This window comes from Cellulosimicrobium composti (assembly GCF_010287905.1).
Classification (GTDB): domain Bacteria; phylum Actinomycetota; class Actinomycetes; order Actinomycetales; family Cellulomonadaceae; genus Cellulosimicrobium; species Cellulosimicrobium composti.
This window is the reverse complement of the sequence record NZ_JAAFAN010000046.1, coordinates 1-19,116: the sequence shown is the minus strand read 5'-3', so window position 1 is coordinate 19,116 and position 19,116 is coordinate 1. Positions and strand designations below refer to the sequence as shown.

The window sequence follows — 19,116 nt, the reverse complement described above, 5'->3', positions numbered from 1 at the left end:
GTGGACCCCTCCTGAACGTCCTGGGAGGACACATGCAGCGCACGACCACCGGCACCCGCCGACGCACCCTCGCGACCGGGGCCGCCACGACCCTCGCCCTCCTCGCCCTGGCGGCGTGCAGCGGCGGCGACGACGCCGCGGGTGGCGACGACGCGTCGTCGGGCGGCACGGTGACCCTGGTGACGCACGACTCGTTCGCCGTGAGCGACGAGGTGCTCGCCGCGTTCGAGGAGGAGAGCGGGCTCACCGTGGAGCAGGTCGCGCCCGGCGACGGCGGCGCGCTCGTCAACCAGCTGATCCTCACGAAGGAGTCGCCGCTCGGCGACGTGGTCTTCGGGATCGACAACACGTTCGCGTCGCGCGCGATCGACGAGGGCGTCCTCGACCCGTACACCCCGGCGGGACTCTCGGACTCCGCCGCGTCCTACGCCGTCGGCGACGGCGGCGAGCTCACCGCGATCGACCTCGGCGACGTGTGCGTCAACGTGGACCACGCGTGGTTCGACGAGGCCGGCGTCCCCGAGCCCGTCACGCTCGACGACCTCACGAGGCCCGAGTACGAGGACCTCCTCGTGGTGACCAACCCGGCCACGTCCTCGCCCGGGCTCGCGTTCCTCCTCGCGACCGTGGGCGCGTTCGGCGAGGACGGGTTCGAGGACTACTGGGCCGACCTGCGCGCCAACGGCGTGAAGGTCGTCGACGGCTGGTCGGACGCCTACTACGTCGACTTCTCCGGCTCCGAGGGCGCCGGCCCGCGCCCTCTGGTGCTGTCGTACTCGACGTCGCCCGCGTTCACGCTCACCGAGGACGGCACCGCCTCGACCACGGGGGCGCTGCTCGACACGTGCTTCCGCCAGGTCGAGTACGCGGGCGTGCTCGCGAACGCGAAGAACCCCGAGGGCGCGCAGCAGCTCCTCGACTTCCTCGTGAGCGAGCCGTTCCAGGCCGACGTCCCCGGGCAGATGTACATGTACCCCGCCGACGACTCCGTCGCGCTCCCCGACGGCTGGGCCGAGTTCGCGCCGCTCGCCGACGAGCCGTTCGAGGTCGCGCCCGAGGACGTCTCGGCGCACCGCGACGAGTGGATCAAGGCGTGGACGGCGACGGTCGTCGACTGACGGCGCAGGCACGCCCCGCGGCCGGGGGAGGTCTCGGGCGCGGGGTGCTGTGGGGTCTCGCGGCGGCGGTGCCGCTGGCGTTCCTCGGGGTGTTCTTCGCGTGGCCGGTGGTCACGCTCGTGGCGCGCGGGTTCGTCGGGGAGAGCGGCGGGCTCGACCTGTCGGGGTTCGCGGAGGTGTTCTCGCAGCCGCGCACGTGGCGCATCCTCGGGCTCACGCTGTGGCAGGCGGTGCTCGGCACGGCGTTCTCGCTCCTGCTGGGCGTGCCCGGCGCGTACGTGCTGTACCGGTGCCGGTTCCCCGGGCGGCGGGTCCTGCGCGCGGTCGTCACGGTCCCGTTCGTGCTGCCGACGGTGGTCGTGGGCGTCGCGTTCCGGTCGCTGCTCGTGCAGGGCGGCCCGCTCGGGATCCTCGGGCTCGACGAGACGTTCGCGGCGATCGTCGTCGCGCTCGTGTTCTTCAACTACTCCGTCGTGGTGCGCACGGTCGGCGGGCTCTGGGAGCACCTCGACCCGCGGGCCGAGCAGGCCGCGCGTGCCCTCGGCGCGACGCCGTGGCGCGCGTTCCGCACCGTGACGCTCCCGGCGCTGACGCCCGCGATCGCGAGCGCCGCGTCGATCGTCTTCCTCTTCTGCGCGACGGCGTTCGGCGTCGTCCTCGTGCTCGGCGGCATCCGCTACGGCACGATCGAGACGGAGATCTGGATCCAGACCACGCAGTTCCTCGACCTGCGCACCGCCGCGGTGCTGTCGGTCGTGCAGCTCGTCGTCGTCGCGGCGGCGCTCACCGTCGCGAACCGCACGCGCGCCCGGCGCGAGCGCGCCCTGAACCTGTCGTCCTCGACGTCGTCCGCACACCCGCTCCGCGTGTGGCGCGACGGCCGCCCCACCGGTGACCTCGTGCCCGCGGCGCTCACCGCGGCCGTGGTCGTCGTGCTCGTCGGGCTGCCGCTCGGCACGCTCCTCGTGCGCTCGTTCCGTGTCCCGGGCGGCGGCTGGGGGCTCGACAACTACGCGAACCTCGGCACGACGGGCGGGCGCAACGCGCTGTCCGTCACGGTGTGGGAGGCGATGGGCAACTCGCTGCGCACCGCCGCGCTCGCGACCGTGCTCGCCGTCGTGATCGGCGGCCTCGTGGCGCTCGTCGTGTCCCGGCGTCCGCGGTCGCGCGGCAGGCGGCGCGCGATCTCGGTCCTCGACTCGGTGTTCATGCTGCCGCTCGGGGTGTCCGCCGTGACGGTCGGCTTCGGGTTCCTCGTCACGCTCGACCGGCCGCTCGGCCTCGACGTCGACCTGCGCACGTCCGGGCTGCTCGTGCCGATCGCGCAGGCCGTCGTCGCGATCCCGCTCGTCGTGCGCACCGTGCTGCCGACGCTGCGCGCGATCGACCCGCGCCTGCGCGAGGCAGCCGCGACGCTCGGCGCCGCGCCCGGGCGCGTGTTCCGCACCGTCGACGGTCCCATCGCCGCGCGGTCGCTCGGGCTCGCGGTCGGGTTCGCGTTCGCCGTGTCGCTCGGGGAGTTCGGCGCCACGTCGTTCCTCGCGCGCCCCGACACCGCGACCCTGCCGGTCGTGATCTTCCGGCTCATCGGGCGTCCCGGCGCCGAGAACTACGGCATGGCGCTCGCGGCGAGCGTCGTGCTCGCGCTGCTCACCGCGACCGTGATGCTGCTCGCCGAGCGGTTGCGCGGCGAAGGACCCGGAGGAGAGTTCTGATGGTGCAGACCGACCCGGCCCCGGCCGCGCACGCGGCCCCGCAGGACGCCCGCCCGGGCACCGCGCCGCGGGACGGGGCGGGCCTCGCGGTGCGCGACGTCGTCGTGCGGTACGGCGGGGGCGGCGGGCGGGGCGGGCGCACGGACCCCGGCACGACGGCGGTCGCGGGCGTCACGCTCGACGTCGCGCCCGGCGAGGTGCTCGCCCTGCTCGGGCCGAGCGGGTGCGGCAAGTCGAGCCTGCTGCGCGCCGTCGCGGGTCTCGAACCCGTCGCCGCGGGCTCGGTGACGTGGGACGGCCGCGACCTCGCGGGCGTCCCCGTGCACCGCCGCGGGTTCGGGCTCATGTTCCAGGAGGGCCAGCTCTTCCCGCACCGCGACGTCGCGGGCAACGTCGCGTACGGGATCGCGGGGCTGCCGCGCGCCGAGCGCGACGCGCGCGTGACCGAGCTGCTCGACGTCGTCGGGCTCGCCGGGTACGGGAGGCGCGCCGTCGCGACGCTCAGCGGGGGAGAACGGCAGCGTGTCGCGCTCGCGCGGTCGCTCGCGCCGCGCCCGAGGCTGCTCCTGCTCGACGAGCCGCTGTCCGCGCTCGACCGGGGGCTGCGCGAGCGTCTCGCGCTCGACCTACGCGAGGCGCTGCGCGCGACCGCCACGACCGCCGTCTTCGTCACCCACGACCACGACGAGGCGTTCACGGTGGCCGACCGCGTCGCCGTCATGGACGCGGGCCGTCTCCTCCAGGTCGCGCCGCCCGAGGACCTGTGGCGCGCGCCGACGTCGCGCCGGGTCGCGGAGTTCCTCGGCTACCAGGCGTTCGTCCCGCTGCCCGACCCGCTCCCCGCCGGACTGCCGGGAGCGCCCGCAGCGCCCGACCGCTACCCGGACCCCACCGACGACGTGCCCCCGCTGCTCGCGGTCGGGCCGCGCGGCCTGCGCGTGCTCGCGCCCCACGACGGCGGGCCCGCGGCGCCCGACGCCGGGACCGCCGGTGCGGTGTGGGACGCGACGGTCGTCGGGAGCGTCTTCCGGCGCGGTGCGGTCGAGGTGACCGTGGACGTCGCGCTCCCCGGGGCCGACGGCCCGGCCCGGCTCGTGGCGCTCGCGGCACCGGCGGGCTCCGCGGTGCCGGTCCCGGGCGGGACCGTGCCCGCCCCGGGGGAGCGGGTGCGGGTCGGGGTCGACCCGGCGGGGTGCGCGGTGGTGCGGCGCTGACGGGTGCGCGCGGCCGCGCGACGCGCGAGGAAGCCCGAGCCGACCTAGCGTCGAGGGATGGACGACGTGACGACCGCAGACCACCCGCCGGAGAAGAGCGGCAGCAAGTCCGCGAAGATCCTGTACCGCCCCGTCGGCATCGTGAGCTCGATCGTCGGCGGCCTCGTCGCGGGGCAGGTGTTCAAGCAGATCTACAAGCGCGTCGCGCCCGGCGACCGCAAGGACGCCCCGACCCCGCTGCAGTCGGAGTACCCGCTCAAGGAGATCGTGATCGCGGCGCTCCTGCAGGGCGCGGTGTACGCGGTCGTCAAGGCGCTCATCGACCGCGGCGGCGCCCGCGCGTTCGAGCGCTGGACGGGGGAGTGGCCGGGCGACTGACGTCAGCCGAGCCCCGCGGCGTGCACGAGCAGCGCGACCTGCGTCCGGTTCTCCAGGCCGAGCTTGAGGAGCACGTTCGACACGTGCGCCTTGACGGTCGGCACGCTGAGGAACAGGCGCGCCGCGATCTCCGCGTTCGTCGCTCCCCGGCCCAGCTCGACCGCGACGTCGCGCTCGCGCGCGGTGAGCGCGTCGAGCGCCGCGCGGGTCCGCTCGCGCTCGCCCCCGGCGTCGGCGACCGTGGTCATGAGCCGCCGCGCGATCTCGGGCGACAGTACCGGCTCCCCGCGCGCCGCGGAGCGCACCGCCGCGACGATCCGCTCCGGCGCCATGTCCTTGAGCAGGTAGCCCGACGCCCCGGCGTGCAGTGCCCCGACGACCTCCTCGTCGGAGTCGAACGTCGTGAGCACGACGACGGCCGGCGCCCCGGCGCGCGACCGCACACGGCGCGTGGCCTCGATCCCGTCGACCCGCGGCATCCGCAGGTCCATGAGCACGACGTCGGTCGGGTGCGCGTCGAGCACGGCCGTCACGTCCGCGCCGTCCTCGGCCTCGCCGACCACCTCGATGCCGTGCGCGCCGTCGAGCATGAGCCGCAGCCCCGCGCGGACCAGCGCGTCGTCGTCGACGATCACGAGGCGGGTCCGCGCCGCGTCGCCGGGTCCCGTCGTCGTGCCGTCCCCGTGCACCTGCCGCCCCGTCACGCGTCCCACGGTAGCCGGGCGTCGAGCACGAACCCGGCGCCGCGGTCCCGCGCGTCGAGGCTCCCCCCGAGCAGGTCGACGCGCTCGCGCAGGCCCACGAGCCCCGTCCCGGAGCCGTCGCCCGACGTCGGGGCGCCGACGGCGACGAGGCGCGGCCCGGCGTCGGACACCGTGACGCGGACCTCGCCCGTCGCGGCGGTCACGCGCACGGTCACGGGGCTCCCCGGCGCGTGCCGTCGCGCGTTCGTCAGCCCCTCCTGCACGACGCGGAACGCGGCGACCTCGACCGCGCGTGGCACGACGGCGGACCCGGACCGCACGTAGTCGACGTCGCCGCCCGCGTCGCGCGACTCGGCGACGAGGCGGTCCACGTCGTCGAGCGTCGGCTGCGGCGCGGGCGCCGCGCGGGTCCCGGCGCCGGGCTCGGCGCCGTCGCTGCGCAGCACCCGGACGACGTCGCGCAGGTCGTCGAGCGCGGCGCTCACCCCCGCCCGCACGAGGCTCGCCGCCCGGGCGAGCTGCGCCGGGTCGGCGTCAGGGCGGTACTCGAGCGCCCCCGCCGTCGCGGCGAGGAGCGAGAGCCGGTGCGCGAGCGTGTCGTGCATCTCGCGCGCGATGCGCGTGCGCTCGGCAACGCGGGCCTCCGCGACGCGGCGCTCCTGCTCGGTCTCCGCGCGCCGGGCGCGGTCGCGCAGCGACCACAGGACCTGGGAGCGCGACTGCCAGTACAGGCCCCACCCGAGGAGCGCCGCGTGCACGGCGAGATCGCACAGGAGCCACCACCCGAGAGGGAGCGCCTGCGGGCGCCACACCGCCTGCACGGCGTGGCCGACGGACCCGGCGACGGCGACCGCGAGCGCGGTGCGCAGCGGGTACCAGCGCGCCACCTGGAGCGTCGCGACGGTCGACGCCGGGGTCGCGGCGCCCGAGCACGCGACGAGCGCCGCGAGCACCAGCGCGCCGAGCACCGGGGCGTCGCGCGGGGACCGGGACCACAGGAGGGGGAGCACGGCGAGCGCGAGGACCGCGGTGCCGACGTCGAGCCACGCCCTGGCGCCGGGGGCGTCCCGCCCGACGACCCCGGCCGTCGCGAGCACGGTGAGCGCCGCGACGGCGAGCCAGGCGACGGCGAACGCCCACCCCGGGACGAGCGGGTGCGTGCCGTCGCGGCGCGCGGCGGCCGTCGCGAGGACGGGGCGTCGCAGGAGCGAGGGGCAGTCGGTCGGTGCGGTCATGTCCCGGACGCTAGGCGGCGGCGGTCCGGGGGACCACCGACCAAGGTCGGGGGTCGGGGTCCGGGCGTCGGGTCGGGCGTCGACCGTCGTCGGGTCGCGAGCCGCCGGACGGCCGGTGCGGCGGCGGGGTACCGGCGCCGAGCCTGGATGGTGCCGGCGACCCCCGCCGGTCGCGGCCCCGGCCGCGCGAGCGCGGCACGCCGCGCGACGAAGGAGGTCCCCTGTGCCCATGAACTCCACGACCCTCAGGAGCGCCACGACTCCCACGGCTCCCAGGAGCACCGCGGTCCCGACGAGCGCCGCGGCCCGGACGAGCGCCGCGGGCGCGGCCGGCCCCGGTGCCCGGCGCCGGGTGCCGCGGTGGTCCGTCCCGCTCGTCGCGGCGGCCGTCTCGGTCGCCGTGCTCCTCGTGGGCACGGCGCTCGGCGTCGACCCGGCCGTACGCGCGGCGACGGGCACGCAGACGGTCGGCCTGGCAGCCGTGATCGTCGCGACGCTCGTCGTCGGGTACGCCGGGTGGGGCGTGCGCGCACTCCTCGGCCGGCTGCTCTCCCGCCGGCCCCGGGGAGGCGTGGGCGCCTGGCTCGTGACGTGCGGCGTCGTGCTGCTCGTCTCGCTGCTGGGCCCGCTCGGCGGCGTGACGCCGGGCGCGGTGGCGCTGCTCGTCGTCGAGCACGTCGCCGTCGGCGCGGTCCTCGCGCTGGGTCTGCGCCGCTGACCCACCTCACCCGGCATCCGCGCGACGGGGCCGTGCCGTCGCCGCCCCCGACCCGGCATCCCGCCGTCCCGACCCGGCACCCCGCCGAGCACGAGGTTGCTGTCGTTATCGAGCCGATAACGACAGCAACCTCGTGCTCGACGGCGCGCAGGGTCGTGCTCGGCGCGGCGATGAGTTGGCGCGGTCCCGCCGGTCTGCCCCGCATCGACCACCTGACCGAAGGGCCATCCATGACCGCCTCGCTCGTGTCCACCCTGTTCGTCTCGCTCGACGGCGTCGTCGAGATCGACCCGGCGTGGCACTTCCCGTACTTCGACGACAACATGGCGGCCGCCGTCGACGAGGACTACCAGGACGTCGACGCGCTGCTCCTCGGCCGCGTCACGTACGACAGCTTCGCGGGCGCGTGGCCCGAGCGGGAGACCGCCGGGGGAGAGGACGCGGAGTTCGCCGCGCGGCTCGGCGACATGCGCAAGGTCGTCGCGACGCGCGGCGACCAGGACCTCGGGTGGCGTCACGTCGAGCGCCTCGACGGCGACCTCGTCGACGCGGTGCGCGCGCTCAAGGAGGAGCCCGGGGTGGGCAAGGTGCTCGTCCCGGGGTCCATCTCCGTGGTGCGCCAGCTGCTCGCCGCGGGCCTGCTCGACGAGCTGCGCCTGCTCGTCCACCCCGTCGCGGCGCGCACGGGCGAACGGCTGTTCGACGAGGGCGAGCCGGTCTACCCGCTCTCGCTCGTGCGCTCCGAGAGCTACCCGACGGGCGTGGTGCGCCTCGTCTACACGCCGGCCGAGCCGCCGGCGGAGGTCACGTACGACGACGTCGCGGGCAAGGTGCCGTCCGGGGACGACTGACGCGCGACCGCCACGACGGCGACGTCGTCCTCGCGGCCGGGGTCGTCGAACGCCGCGACGAGGCGGTCGCACATGGCCTCGGGGTCGAGCCCCGCGTGCTGCCCGGCCACGTGCGCCAGGCGGTCGAGCGCGTCGACGAGGGACCCGTCGCGGCGCTCGACGAGCCCGTCCGTGAGGAGCACGAGGACGTCTCCCGGCGCCAGGTCCTCGCGGCGCGTGGGCCGGGCGTCGGGGCTCGGCAGACCGAGGAGGCGGGAGCCCGCCTTCGCGCGGACGACCGTCCCGTCGGTGCGCACCAGGAACGCGGGGAGGTGGCCGGCGTCGGTGAGCTCCAGGGCGCCGGTCACCGGGTCGAGCACGCACACGCAGACCGTCGCGAACTCCGTGTGGTCGTCGCGCAGCGCCGCGTTGAGGAGGTCGAGGGCGGCGGCGGCGTCGTGGCCCTCGCGCAGGTAGGCGCGCAGCGTCATGCGCACCTCGGCCATGACGGTCGCGGCGCGCAGGGAGTGGCCCTGCACGTCGCCGATGACGACGGCCACCCGCCCGTCCGGGAGGTCGTACGCGTCGTAGAAGTCGCCGCCGACGTCGAGGCGCGCGTCCGACGCCGCGTACCGCGCGGCGACCTCGACGCCGCCCCGCACGCGCAGCCCCGACGGCAGGAACGCGCGCTGCAGCGCGAGCGCGATGCGGTGCTCCTCGGCGAACGTGCGCAGGTTCGCGAGGGCGACCGTCGCCGCCTCGGCGAAGCGCTCGGCGGCCTCGCGCTCCTCGTCGGACAGCGGCTCGTCGCCGACCGCGACGGCGAGCCCGCCGACGAGCGCGCCCGTGCCGTCGACGAGCCACAGGGTGAACCACGACGAGGGACCGACCCCGGCCTCGGCGAGGAGCGGGCGCCACGGTGCGGGCACGTCGTCCGGACCGAACACGGCGGACGTCGCCCCGGTCGGCGGCACGACCGCCGTCGGGCCGCGGCCGCGGACGAGCGCGGCGCCCTCCGCGGCGCACACCGAGCGCAGCACCACGCCGGCCTCGACGACGACCATCGAGACGACCGGGCGGCCCAGGACCGCGCACGCGCCGCGCGCCGCGTGGTCCGTGACGGCCTCGGGCGAACGGGCCTCGTGGAGCGGGACGAGCGCGTCCGTGAGCGCCTCGAGCCGTCGCGCCGCCCTGCCCGCGCCCCGCTGGGCGTCGGCGCGGCGGCACAGGGCGCTGATGGTCGCGAGGAACTCGTCGCGGTCGAGCGGCTCCGGCAGGTAGGCGTCGGCCCCGCCCTCGAGGCCCGCGACGCGGGCCGCGGCGTCGACGTGGGTCGCGGACACGTGCAGGACCGGGACGTGGGCGGTCGCGGGGTCCGCCTTGATCCGGCTGCACACCTCACGCCCCGGGACGTCCGGGAGGTTGACGTCGAGGACGACCGCGTCGACGTGCGCCGACGCCTTGGCGAGGGCCTCGCCCCCCGTCCCGGCCTCGACGACGTCGAACCCGGCGCGGCGCAGCCAGCTCGCCATGACGTAGCGGTGCGCCGGGGTGTCGTCGACGACGAGCACGGTGCGCTCGGCGCTCACCGGGCCCTCACCTCCCGGCGCAGGGCCGCGACGAGGACGTCGCGGTCGATGCTCGACTTCGCGAGGAACGGCATCCCGCCGACCTCCGCGGGCGCGGGCGCGCTCGACATGAGCACCGTCGCCGTCGCGGGGTAGAGGCTCTGGATCGTCGAGCGGAGCGTCAGGCCGTCCGTCCCCGGGAGGTACACGTCCAGGAGCGCGACGTCGGCCGCGCCGTCGTGCAGGAGCGCCAGCGCGTGGGACGCGTCGTGCGCGACGCTGACCCGGGCGGCGTCGTCGCGGAGCATCGCGGCGACGACCGCCGCGTAGGCGCGGTCGTCGTCGACGACGAGCACGTGCCCGAGGTCCTGGTCGGCGTCGTCCGGGTCGGGTCGCGCGTCGCCCGGGGGCTCGGCGTCGACGGACAGCGACGGGAGCCGGAGCGTGAAGACGCTGCCGGCCCCGGGGCGTGAGGTCGCGACCAGCGTCCCGCCGAGCGCCTCGGAGGTCCGGCGCGCGTACGGCAGCCCGAGCCCGGTGCCCCGCACCGTCGGCTGGAGCCGGTTGGGGACCTGGACGAACTCCTCGAAGACGGCGTCGAGCTGGTCGGCGGGGATGCCGAGCCCGGTGTCGCGGACGTCGAACCGCACGACCTCGCCCTCGGCCTCGGCGCGGAGCACCACCTCGCCCGCGTCCGTGAACTTCACGGCGTTGGTGAGCAGGTTGCGCAGCACGCGCGACAGGAGGCGGCGGTCGGTGACGAGCGCGAGGCCGGGGGCGGCGGCGGTCCGGAGCACGACGCCGGGGCGCACCACGGGCAGCGTCGTCCCGTGCAGCTCGTCGAGCAGCTCGGCGACGTCCACGGGGCCGGGCGCGACGTCCTCGTGCCCGGCCTCGGCGCGCGCGAGGTCGAGCAGCTCGTCGACGAGCGTGAGCAGCGTCCCGGCGCTCTCGCGGAGGAAGCCGACCTGCTGGGTCTGCTCGGCGTCGAGGTGGGAGTCGGCGAGCAGCGACGTGAGCCCGAGGATCGAGTTCACGGGCGAGCGGAGCTCGTGGCTGACGTTCCGCAGGAAGCGCGTCTTCGCCTCGTTCGCGGCGGCGAGCTCGCGGCCCCGCTCGTCGAGCTCGGCGTAGAGCGCGACGACGCCGGTGTTGGTCTCCTCGAGCTCCGAGGAGAGCTGGTCGTACATCGCGAGGACGCCCCGGTTGGTCTCCTCCAGCTCGACGTTGAGGCGCCGCTGCTCCTCCTGCTGGCGGGTGAGCTCGTCGAGGGTGCGGACGAGCTCCGCGTTCTGGACGCGCAGCTCGTCCGCCGCGTCGGCCACGTGCGCGGCCGCGGTGGACCGCCGCACGGCGGCGAGCGTCACCTCGTCGGTGCGCGCGGTCGCCGGCAGCGGCTTGGTGAGCAGGACGCGGGTCCCGGTGGGGTCCACCTCGAGGCCGCGCACCAGGCGGCGGGCCGCGGGGACGCCGCCGTCGCTCGAGTCGCCCTCCACGAGGAACGGCGTGCCCGCGACGATCTCGGCCCGCAGCGTCGCGTGGGGCAGGCCGGGCAGGACGCCCACGACGACGTCGGCGGTGCCCGAGGCGACCGCGGACCGGCCGATCTCGGACAGCGCGGTCGCGACGCGGACCTGGTCCTGGGTGTCGAGGCCGAGGCGGCGGCAGATCTCGCGACCGGCCCGCCGCAGCGCGATGACGTCGGGGTCGGAACGGAGCTGGGTGACGAGGAGGGTCGTGCTCATGCCGCCTCCGGGCCGATCGGCAGCACCGCCACGCACGAGTCGTCCCGGCGCACGGCGAGGTCGCGCAGCAGCACGCCCGCGACGACGAGGGGGGACCGGGCCGCGAGGCCGGGGTAGTCGGCGAGCGACCACCGCTCGGTGAGCCCGTCGCTGTGCATGACGACGACGTCCCCGGCCTCGACCGGGTACGTCGTCTCCCGCAGCGGTCGCCCTCGCGTGCCCGCGATGCCGGGGTGGCTGACCAGGCCCCGCGACCGCGAGCCCTGGACGGTCCCGGAGACGTTCCCCAGGCCCGCGTAGCGCAGCACGCCCCCGCCGCTCACCTGGGCGACGGCGACAGCGGCGCCGCGCGTGCCGCCGAGCGCCGCGTGCACGCGCTCGAGGAGCGCGACCGGGGGCCCGGACGGCGCGTCGAGGAACGCGCGCACGGCGGCGTCCGACGCCACGGCGGCGAGCGGGCCGTGCCCCAGACCGTCGGCGACGAGCAGGCTCGGGACGCCGTCGTCGTGGCGCACCGCGAGGGCGTCGCCGCAGATGGTCTGGCCGGTCATGGGCCGCGTGATGCCCGTGGGCTCCGCGAGCCCGACCACGGTCCCGTGCGCGGCGAACGTCGCCGCGACGACCGTCCCGCGGCCCGGGGACGTCCACGCGTCCCACGAGGACGCGAGCCGCGGGAGCGTGCCCAGCCCGATGCCGAGCGTGCCCCGGGTCGACACGCCGTCGCGCATCGCCGCGTCGAAGTCGCGCATGCCCGGGCCCGAGTCCACCGCGAGCACCTCGAGGGCCGTGTCGTCGCCCGTGCGACGCACGCGGACCAGGACCGAGCCCGAGCCGGCGTGCCGGCACTGGTTCGTCGCGAGCTCCGAGACCACGAGCCCGATCTCCGCGGCCCGGTCGTCGCCGAGGCCGAGGCTCCGCGCCACGGTGCTCGCGCCCCGCCGCACGCTCCCGACCGCCGACGGGTGGTCGACGGTGTACCAGGTGCCCCCCTCGACGATGCTGCGGCGCTCGTCGGGGCGGTGCGGCGCCGGGCTCATCGGGACCAGGTCGCGATCTCGACGCGCGTGCCCGCCCCCGGTGCGGTGTCGATCGCGAAGTGCTGCACGAGGCGGCGCGAGCCCGACAGGCCGAGGCCGAGCCCGCTGCCGCTGGTCCACCCGTCGGTGAGCGCGAGGTCGAGGTCGGGGATGCCCGGGCCCTCGTCCGAGAAGACGGCGCGCACACCCGTCCGGGGCCCCTCCGCGACGAGCTGGACCTCCGCCTCGCCACCCCCGCCGTAGACGAGCGTGTTGCGCGCGAGCTCGCTCGCGGCGGTCACGAGCTTGGTCTGGTCGACGAGCGACAGGCGCGCCTGCTGGGCGAGCGCGCGGACGAGCTGGCGGACCTTGACGACGTCGGAGTCGGTGCGAACGGGCACGCGCTCGGTCGTCGACGTCGGCAGGGACGTCGTCGTCATCTCTCCTCGCGCTCGGCAGCCGCCGCGAGGAGCACGTCCTCGGCGGACCGCTCGTCGGGAGCCAGGAGCGCGAGCCCGCGCTCGACGTCGAGAGCCGTGCGGACGTCGCCGAGCGAGAGCCCGAGCTCGACCATGGTGATCGCGACCGCGGGCCGCATGCCGACGACGACGGTCGTCGCGTCGAGCACGTGGGAGATGCCCGCGACGGAGGCGAGCATCCGCCCGATGAAGGAGTCGACGATCTCGAGCCCGGAGATGTCGATGATCACGCCGCGTGCGCCCGTCTCCGTGATCCGGTGGGCGAGGTCCTCCTGGAGCTGCAGGGCGGTGTCGTCCTGGAGGTCGACCTGGATCGAGACGAGGAGCGTCGAGCCGATCTTGAGGATGGGGACGGCGTCGGTCATGCGGGGAGCCCGGCGCGTCGGGTGTCGCGGCCGGAGCGCAGCGCGTCGACGAGCGCGTCCGCGAGGCTCGCGCGCGTACGGATGTCGCCGAACTCGATGCCGAGCGCGACGATCGTCTGCGCGATCTGCGGGCGGATGCCGCTGATCGTGCACTCCGCACCCATGAGGCGCGCCGCGACGACGGTCTTGAGCAGGTGCTGCGCGACCTGGGTGTCGACGGCGGGGACGCCGGTGATGTCGATGATCGCGTGCTCGCTGCCCGTGTCGACGAGCGTGTTGAGCAGCTTCTCCATGACGACCTGGGTGCGTGCGGAGTCGAGCGTGCCGACGAGCGGCACGGCGACGACGCCCTCCCAGAGCTTCACCACGGGCGTCGACAGCTCGAGGAGCTGCTCGGCCTGCTCGGAGATGATGGCCTCGCGCGCCGAGGCGAACGTCTCGAACGTGAAGAGGCCGAGCTCGTCGACGAGCCGCAGGAGCGGGGTGACGTCGGTGTCGGCGCCGGTCGCGGAGCCCAGCCCGTACAGGCCCTCCTTGAGCGCGAAGATGCCGATCGCCGTCTCGCGCGGGGTGAAGCCGAGGCGCGCGCGGGCCGACGAGACGTCGGCGAGGATGCCGCGGAGCGAGTCGAAGGCGGCGTCGGACAGCGAGACGCCACCCGACCGCAGGCCGTCGAGGAGCGCGTCGAGGATCTCGCCCTGCTCGCGCTCGAGCTCGCCGCGCGACGTCCGCCCGTACAGCTCGTGCGCGGCGGCGTCGAGCCATGCGGCGCGCACGGCGTCGGCGTGCTCCGTGAGGGTGCGGGCGAGGTTCTCGGGTGTGGCGGCGTCAGCCATCGGTGTCCTTCCGGGGTGGGTGCGACGCCGAACGGGCCCGCGGCTGTCGCGCCGCAAGTGTACGCACGGCGCGCGCGCCCGCATCCCGGCGGGCGGTACGCCCGGGTGCGGTCCCGGGGGCACGGGTCGACGGCCGGGTCCGACGGGACCCTGGCCGCCGACCCGTGGCCGCAGGTCAGGCGCGCAGGTCGAGGTAGCGGTCGATGAGGGCCGCGGTGGACGGGTCCTGCGCGGCGAGCGCGTCCTCGTCGCCCGCGACGGCGGGCGCGATCTCGAGCGCGAGCTTCTTGCCGAGCTCGACGCCCCACTGGTCGAAGCTGTCGATGCCCCACACGACGCCCTGGACGAACGTGATGTGCTCGTACAGCGCGATGAGCTGCCCGAGGACCGACGGCGTGAGCGCCGGCGCGAGGATCGACGTCGTGGGGCGGTTCCCCGGGAACGTGCGCGCGCTGACGAGGTGCTCCGCCGTGCCCTCGGCGCGCACCTCGTCCGCGGTCTTGCCGAACGCGAGCGCCTTGGTCTGCGCGAAGAAGTTCGCGAGGAACAGCCCGTGCACGTCGGTGCCCGGCTGGACGGCGCCGCCGTCGCCGACGACGTCGACGAGCGGGTGGGCGGGGTTCGCGACGGCGATGAAGTCGGCCGGGATGAGGCGCGTGCCCTGGTGGATGAGCTGGTAGAACGCGTGCTGGCCGTTGGTGCCGGGCTCGCCCCAGAAGATCTCGCCCGTCTCGGTGGTCACGGGGGAGCCGTCCCAGCGCACGCGCTTGCCGTTCGACTCCATGGTGAGCTGCTGGAGGTACGCGGGGAAGCGGTGCAGGTACTGCGCGTACGGGAGCACGGCGTGCGTGTGCGCGTCGAGGAAGTTCACGTACCAGACGTTGAGCAGGCCCATGAGCACGGGCACGTTGCGCTCGAACGGCGTGCGGCGCACGTGCTCGTCGATCGCGTGGAAGCCCGCGAGGAGCTCGGCGAACCGCTCGGGCCCGATCGCGATCGCGAGCGACGTGCCGATCGCGGAGTCGACCGAGTAGCGGCCGCCGACCCAGTCCCAGAACCCGAACGCGTTCGCCGGGTCGATCCCGAACGCCGCGACCTTGTCGAGCGCCGTGGAGACGGCGACGAAGTGCTGCGCGACCGCGGCCTGCCGGGCCTCGTCCGTGTCCTCCAGCGCCCCGACGGACGCGAGCTCCGTCCACAGCCAGTCGCGCGCGAGCCGCGCGTTGGTCAGGGTCTCGAGCGTGCCGAACGTCTTCGACGCGACGACGAAGAGCGTCGTGCGCGGGTCGAGGCCGGCCGTCTTCTCCGCGACGTCCGTCGGGTCGATGTTCGAGACGAACCGGACCTCGATCTCCTCGTGCTTGTACGGCAGCAGCGCCTCGTAGGCCATGACCGGGCCGAGGTCGGAGCCGCCGATGCCGATGTTGACGACCGTGCGCACGCGCTCGCCCGTGACGCCCGTCCACTCGCCCGAGCGCACCTTGTCCGCGAACTCGTAGACCTTGGCGAGCTCGCGGTGCACGTCCGCGTCCACGTCCTGGCCGTCGACGACGAGGTGCTCGTCGTCGCCCAGCGGCGTCGGGCGGCGCAGGGCCGTGTGCAGCACCGCGCGGTCCTCGGTCACGTTGATGTGCTCGCCCGTGAACATCGCCTCGAGCCGGTCGTCGAGGTGCACCTCCTCGGCGAGGCGCACGAGCAGCTCGATGGTCTCGTCCGTGACGAGGTTCTTCGACAGGTCGACCGTGAGGTCGGCGGCCTGGTGCGTGAGGCGGCGGGCGCGGTCCGGGTCGGCCGCGAACCACGTGCGCAGGTCGGGCTCGACGGTGTCCCGGTGCACCGTGAGCGCGGTCCAGGACGGCGTGGTGGTCGGGTCGGTCGGCGGCGGCACGGGCTGGGAGGTCATGACCACCAACGTACTTTCCGACGTCGGACCTCGCCCACCCCGACCGTCCCGCGGTCGATGGTCCGGTGGCCTCACGAAACGGACCCCTCGGTCCCTCGACGCCGCCCCGCAGCCTGCGCGGGCCGGGCGGGCGTCGGTGGCGCGCGTCAGGATGGGTCGAGCGCCGACGGCGCGCGGCCGGGACCGGCCCGGTGGACCGACGAGGAGGCGACATGGCCGAGGTGGTGCTGTTCCACCACGTGCAGGGGCTGACCGAGGGGGTGCGGACGCTCGCGGAGACGCTGCGCGGGGCGGGGAACGTCGTGCACGTGCCCGATCTCTTCGAGGGGCGCACGTTCGCGACCCTCGACGAGGGCATGGAGCACGTGCAGGAGCTCGGGTTCGGCACGGTCCTGGAGCGCGGGCGCGCCGCGGCGGACGGGTTCGACCCCGCCGTCGTGTACGCCGGGATCTCGCTCGGCGTGCTGCCCGCGCAGATGCTCGCGCAGACGCGCGCAGGCGCCAAGGGCGCGGTGCTGCTCGAGGCGTGCGTGCCGGTGTCGGAGTTCGGCGAGGCGTGGCCCGACGCCGTCCCGGTGCAGGTGCACGGCATGGACGCCGACCCGTCGTTCGCGGGCGAGGGCGACCTCGACGCCGCGCGCGAGCTCGTGGGCTCCACGCCCGACGCGGAGCTGTTCCTCTACCCGGGCGACCGGCACCTGTTCACCGACCCGAGCCTGCCGTCGTACGAGCCGGAGGCCGCCGCGCTCGTCACCGAGCGGGTGATCCGCTTCCTCGACGGCATCCGCTGACCGGGCACCCGGTCCCTCAGGCGGAGGACCCGGGTGCCGGGTCGAGGCTCGGCTTGCACTCGGCGTCGACGCTCGTGGGCGCGAGCCCGAGCGCGACGTCGATCGCGAGCATGTGGTCGTTCTCCTGCGCGTCGCCACGTGCACGGTGCCGTGCCCTGCCCAGGCGTCGGGCGCGTCGAGCGAGGCCGGCACCGGCACGAGGCGCACGCCGTCGGTCACGCGCGGTCCTGCGCCGGGGCGGTCCGCCGCTGCCAGGCGGCCCACACGCCCGCGGGGCGGAACCCGAGGGCCACGTTGATCGCGAGCATGTGGTCGTTCTCCTGCGCGTTCCACGTGTGCACGCGCCGCGTCGCGGGCCGCTCGACCGCGAGCGCGTCGAGGTTCGCGACCTTGACGAGCATGCCGAGGCGCCGCCCGCGGTGCTCGCGGAGCACGAGCGTGTCCTCCTGGAACGCGAAGTCGTCGCGCTCGCGGGGGTAGGCGAAGACCGTGAACGCGGCGAGCGTGCGCGTCGGCACGTGCTCGGCGACCGTCACGAGGAACCCGTTGCGCCGCTCGGCCTGCTCGCCGACCCAGATCCGCACGCGCCGCGCGTCCCACGGGTCCTCGCCGTAGTCGACGCCGCCCGTGGGGGCGTCGGTGCTCATGCGCGTGAACAGCAGGGCCACCTGGTCGAGCCACGCGTCCGGGACCTCGTCCGTCCACGTGTGCAGGCGGTAGTCGTCGCCGGCACGCTCCCGCGCCGCGTCCCGGTGGGCGTCGAGCGTCTCGCGCGGCACCGGCAGGTCGAGCACCGAGTGCCGCTCGACCTGCTCCAGCACGTAGCCGCGCGAGCGGAGCAGGCGCGGACCCGGCGCGTCGGCGGGCACGCGGCCAGCACCCGTCGTGGCCTCCAGCGCGCCCGGTCCGGGCGGCGGCTCGACGCCGTGGCTCGTGTCCGAGAAGAGCACGGTGCGCCCCGCGTCGAGGTTGAGCCGCTCCCCGAGGTCCAGCAGGGCGGAGCCGATCCCGCGCCCGCGCTCGGCGGGGCGCACGAACGCGTACGCCTCGCCCAGGTGCTCGTTGCTCGTCAGGGGACGGCCGACGTACAGGTGCGCGACGACGTCGTGCACCGCGGGTCGGGCGCCGTCCTCGGCGAGGGCGCGGGCCGCGGCGGAGCGCAGGACGACGAAGCGTCGCTTCGCCTCGTACTCCTGGTGGTCCATGCCGGAGAGCACGTCCCGCGGGCGCACCGCGAGGTCGTCGTACCCGTGGGTCTCCAGCTCGATCTCCCGCGCGACGTCCGCGACCGCGCGGTACGCCCACGCGTCCGGGTCGTCGAGCGAGGCGGGGTGCGGGGCCTCCACCAGGGCGTACCCCTCGGGGAGGACGACGGGAAGGGACGTGCCGGCGACGCTGCTCATGCGTTCCAGCGTGGAGGCCCGACCGCGCGGGTGTCCACGGCAATACGCCGGGGGCGGACGCACGGACGGCCCGGCCCCCTGGGGGGACCGGGCCGTCCGCGGGAGCGGGCCGCCGGTGCGGCCGACGCCGTCAGGTGCGCTTGCGGCTCGTGAACCACGACCAGATGAACACGACGATGATCGAGCCGACGAGCGCGAACCCCCACGTGCCGAGGTCGAAGAACTCCTCGTTGACGTCGGTGTTGAACACCGCCGACGCGATGAACCCGCCGAGCAGCGCTCCCACGATCCCCAGCAGCAGGGTGACGATCCAGCCGCCCTTCTGCTTGCCCGGCACGATCGCGCGAGCGATGGCACCCATGATGAGGCCGATGACGATCCAGCCGATGATGCCCATGTCTAGTCTCCGTTCCGGTCAGACAGGTCCGGCCAAAGGGACTCTCGTCACGAATGGCCTGGCACCACCGTGACACGGTTGCCCGGGGCCCGCACCCCGACGGCTGCCGGCGAGCGTCGGCGCCCGGCCGGTACGGCACCGACGTCTCGTAGGCTCGGAGGGTGGCGACGACCGAGACGACGAGCGCGCGCGTCGACAGCTGGCTGTGGGCGGTCCGCGTCTTCAAGAGCCGCTCGCAGGCCACGGCCGCGGTCAAGGCCGGGCACGTGCGGGTCAACGGGGAGCGGGCCAAACCGGCGACGAACGTGCGGGTGGGTGACCGCGTCGTCGTGCGCGGCGGGCTCGTCGAGCGGATCCTCGTCGTCGAGAAGGTGCTCGTGAAGCGGGTCTCGGCGCCGCTCGCGGCGCAGGCGGTGATCGACCAGAGCCCGCCCCCGCCGCCCAAGGAGCTCGCCGTGCGGGTCGCCGTGCGCGACCGCGGGGCCGGTCGCCCGACGAAGCGCGAGCGCCGCGACATCGACCGTCTGCGCGGACGCGGCTGACACTTGCCCAGGCCTCCGGACGCCGGACGCGACGGCGGCCCCCCCCCCCCCCCCCGGGGGGGCCGCCGGGGGGGGCGGGGGGGGGGGCGGGGGGGGGGCCCCCCCCCGGGGGGGGGGGGGGGGGGGTGGGGGGCGGGGGGGGGGGCGGGGGGGCGGGCG

General features: G+C 75.8%; 19 protein-coding genes. 8 read left to right on the top strand and 11 right to left on the bottom strand.

Going from position 1 to position 19,116, the window contains the following annotated elements:
- The first annotated feature begins 32 nt into the window (after positions 1 to 32).
- From GYH36_RS13475 to GYH36_RS13460, 4 genes are read left to right on the top strand one after another with little or no spacing between them, the layout of a single operon-like run.
- Positions 33 to 1,118: a thiamine ABC transporter substrate-binding protein gene (locus tag GYH36_RS13475; RefSeq protein WP_115943328.1), complete on the top strand. Its 1,086-nt coding sequence runs from the start codon at positions 33 to 35 to the stop codon at positions 1,116 to 1,118.
- Positions 1,115 to 2,833, top strand: coding sequence for an ABC transporter permease (locus GYH36_RS13470; protein ID WP_162290106.1), 1,719 nt, complete (start codon positions 1,115 to 1,117; stop codon positions 2,831 to 2,833). Before GYH36_RS13475 ends, GYH36_RS13470 begins: the two co-directional genes overlap by 4 nt.
- Positions 2,833 to 4,047, top strand: coding sequence for an ABC transporter ATP-binding protein (locus tag GYH36_RS13465; protein ID WP_162290097.1), 1,215 nt, complete (start codon positions 2,833 to 2,835; stop codon positions 4,045 to 4,047). Before GYH36_RS13470 ends, GYH36_RS13465 begins: the two co-directional genes overlap by 1 nt.
- Positions 4,048 to 4,104: 57 nt before the next feature.
- Positions 4,105 to 4,425 carry a DUF4235 domain-containing protein gene (locus tag GYH36_RS13460; protein ID WP_024841542.1) on the top strand — a complete coding sequence of 107 codons (321 nt, stop codon included), beginning with the start codon at positions 4,105 to 4,107 and terminating at the stop codon, positions 4,423 to 4,425.
- A gap of 2 nt (positions 4,426 to 4,427) precedes the next feature.
- On the opposite strand, the gene GYH36_RS13455 is transcribed toward GYH36_RS13460, so the two are convergent.
- Together GYH36_RS13455 and GYH36_RS13450 are read right to left on the bottom strand one after the other, a co-directional pair.
- Entirely contained in the window at positions 4,428 to 5,129 is a 702-nt protein-coding gene (locus GYH36_RS13455; RefSeq protein WP_256891155.1) for a response regulator, read from the bottom strand.
- Positions 5,126 to 6,364 (bottom strand): sensor histidine kinase, encoded by a 1,239-nt coding sequence (locus tag GYH36_RS13450; RefSeq protein ID WP_115943326.1) that lies wholly within the window; start codon positions 6,362 to 6,364, stop codon positions 5,126 to 5,128. Before GYH36_RS13450 ends, GYH36_RS13455 begins: the two co-directional genes overlap by 4 nt.
- A 229-nt stretch (positions 6,365 to 6,593) precedes the next feature.
- Between GYH36_RS13450 and GYH36_RS13445 the strand changes: the two genes are divergently transcribed.
- Both GYH36_RS13445 and GYH36_RS13440 read left to right on the top strand, forming a co-directional pair.
- Complete coding sequence (locus GYH36_RS13445) at positions 6,594 to 7,082, top strand: DUF6069 family protein (protein ID WP_203231851.1); 489 nt, start codon at positions 6,594 to 6,596, stop codon at positions 7,080 to 7,082.
- 230 nt (positions 7,083 to 7,312) lie between these two features.
- The gene (locus GYH36_RS13440) at positions 7,313 to 7,933 is read left to right on the top strand and encodes a dihydrofolate reductase family protein (RefSeq protein WP_162290096.1); all 621 of its coding nucleotides are present in this window, start codon (positions 7,313 to 7,315) and stop codon (positions 7,931 to 7,933) included.
- Here the strand turns inward: GYH36_RS13440 and GYH36_RS13435 are convergent.
- The 7 genes from GYH36_RS13435 to pgi all read right to left on the bottom strand — a co-directional run bounded on the left by GYH36_RS13435 (position 7,858) and on the right by pgi (position 15,824).
- Positions 7,858 to 9,501, bottom strand: coding sequence for a SpoIIE family protein phosphatase (locus tag GYH36_RS13435; protein WP_162290095.1), 1,644 nt, complete (start codon positions 9,499 to 9,501; stop codon positions 7,858 to 7,860). The two genes, GYH36_RS13440 and GYH36_RS13435, sit on opposite strands and share 76 nt — an antisense overlap.
- A complete protein-coding gene (locus GYH36_RS13430) occupies positions 9,498 to 11,225 on the bottom strand; it encodes an ATP-binding protein (protein WP_024841536.1) in 1,728 nt (575 codons plus the stop codon). Before GYH36_RS13430 ends, GYH36_RS13435 begins: the two co-directional genes overlap by 4 nt.
- Positions 11,222 to 12,262: an ATP-binding SpoIIE family protein phosphatase gene (locus GYH36_RS13425; RefSeq protein WP_162290094.1), complete on the bottom strand. Its 1,041-nt coding sequence runs from the start codon at positions 12,260 to 12,262 to the stop codon at positions 11,222 to 11,224. Before GYH36_RS13425 ends, GYH36_RS13430 begins: the two co-directional genes overlap by 4 nt.
- Positions 12,259 to 12,681: an ATP-binding protein gene (locus tag GYH36_RS13420; protein WP_024841534.1), complete on the bottom strand. Its 423-nt coding sequence runs from the start codon at positions 12,679 to 12,681 to the stop codon at positions 12,259 to 12,261. Before GYH36_RS13420 ends, GYH36_RS13425 begins: the two co-directional genes overlap by 4 nt.
- Positions 12,678 to 13,085 carry an STAS domain-containing protein gene (locus GYH36_RS13415; protein WP_024841533.1) on the bottom strand — a complete coding sequence of 136 codons (408 nt, stop codon included), beginning with the start codon at positions 13,083 to 13,085 and terminating at the stop codon, positions 12,678 to 12,680. The genes GYH36_RS13420 and GYH36_RS13415 overlap by 4 nt, the downstream gene beginning before the upstream one ends.
- Entirely contained in the window at positions 13,082 to 13,921 is an 840-nt protein-coding gene (locus GYH36_RS13410; RefSeq protein WP_024841532.1) for an STAS domain-containing protein, read from the bottom strand. The genes GYH36_RS13415 and GYH36_RS13410 overlap by 4 nt, the downstream gene beginning before the upstream one ends.
- A gap of 175 nt (positions 13,922 to 14,096) precedes the next feature.
- Positions 14,097 to 15,824: a glucose-6-phosphate isomerase gene (gene pgi / locus GYH36_RS13405; RefSeq protein ID WP_115943322.1), complete on the bottom strand. Its 1,728-nt coding sequence runs from the start codon at positions 15,822 to 15,824 to the stop codon at positions 14,097 to 14,099.
- A 212-nt stretch (positions 15,825 to 16,036) separates the two neighbouring features.
- Between pgi and GYH36_RS13400 the strand changes: the two genes are divergently transcribed.
- Complete coding sequence (locus tag GYH36_RS13400) at positions 16,037 to 16,615, top strand: dienelactone hydrolase family protein (protein ID WP_162290093.1); 579 nt, start codon at positions 16,037 to 16,039, stop codon at positions 16,613 to 16,615.
- A gap of 215 nt (positions 16,616 to 16,830) precedes the next feature.
- Here the strand turns inward: GYH36_RS13400 and GYH36_RS13395 are convergent, their stop codons facing one another.
- Positions 16,831 to 18,018, bottom strand: coding sequence for a GNAT family N-acetyltransferase (locus tag GYH36_RS13395; protein ID WP_115943321.1), 1,188 nt, complete (start codon positions 18,016 to 18,018; stop codon positions 16,831 to 16,833).
- 130 nt (positions 18,019 to 18,148) lie between these two features.
- Positions 18,149 to 18,415 (bottom strand): GlsB/YeaQ/YmgE family stress response membrane protein, encoded by a 267-nt coding sequence (locus GYH36_RS13390; RefSeq protein ID WP_024841528.1) that lies wholly within the window; start codon positions 18,413 to 18,415, stop codon positions 18,149 to 18,151.
- 161 nt (positions 18,416 to 18,576) lie between these two features.
- Here GYH36_RS13390 and GYH36_RS13385 point away from each other — a divergent pair, with 161 nt between their 5' ends.
- The gene (locus GYH36_RS13385) at positions 18,577 to 18,957 is read left to right on the top strand and encodes an Hsp15 family ribosome-associated heat shock protein (RefSeq protein ID WP_115943320.1); all 381 of its coding nucleotides are present in this window, start codon (positions 18,577 to 18,579) and stop codon (positions 18,955 to 18,957) included.
- Positions 18,958 to 19,116 lie beyond the last annotated feature (159 nt).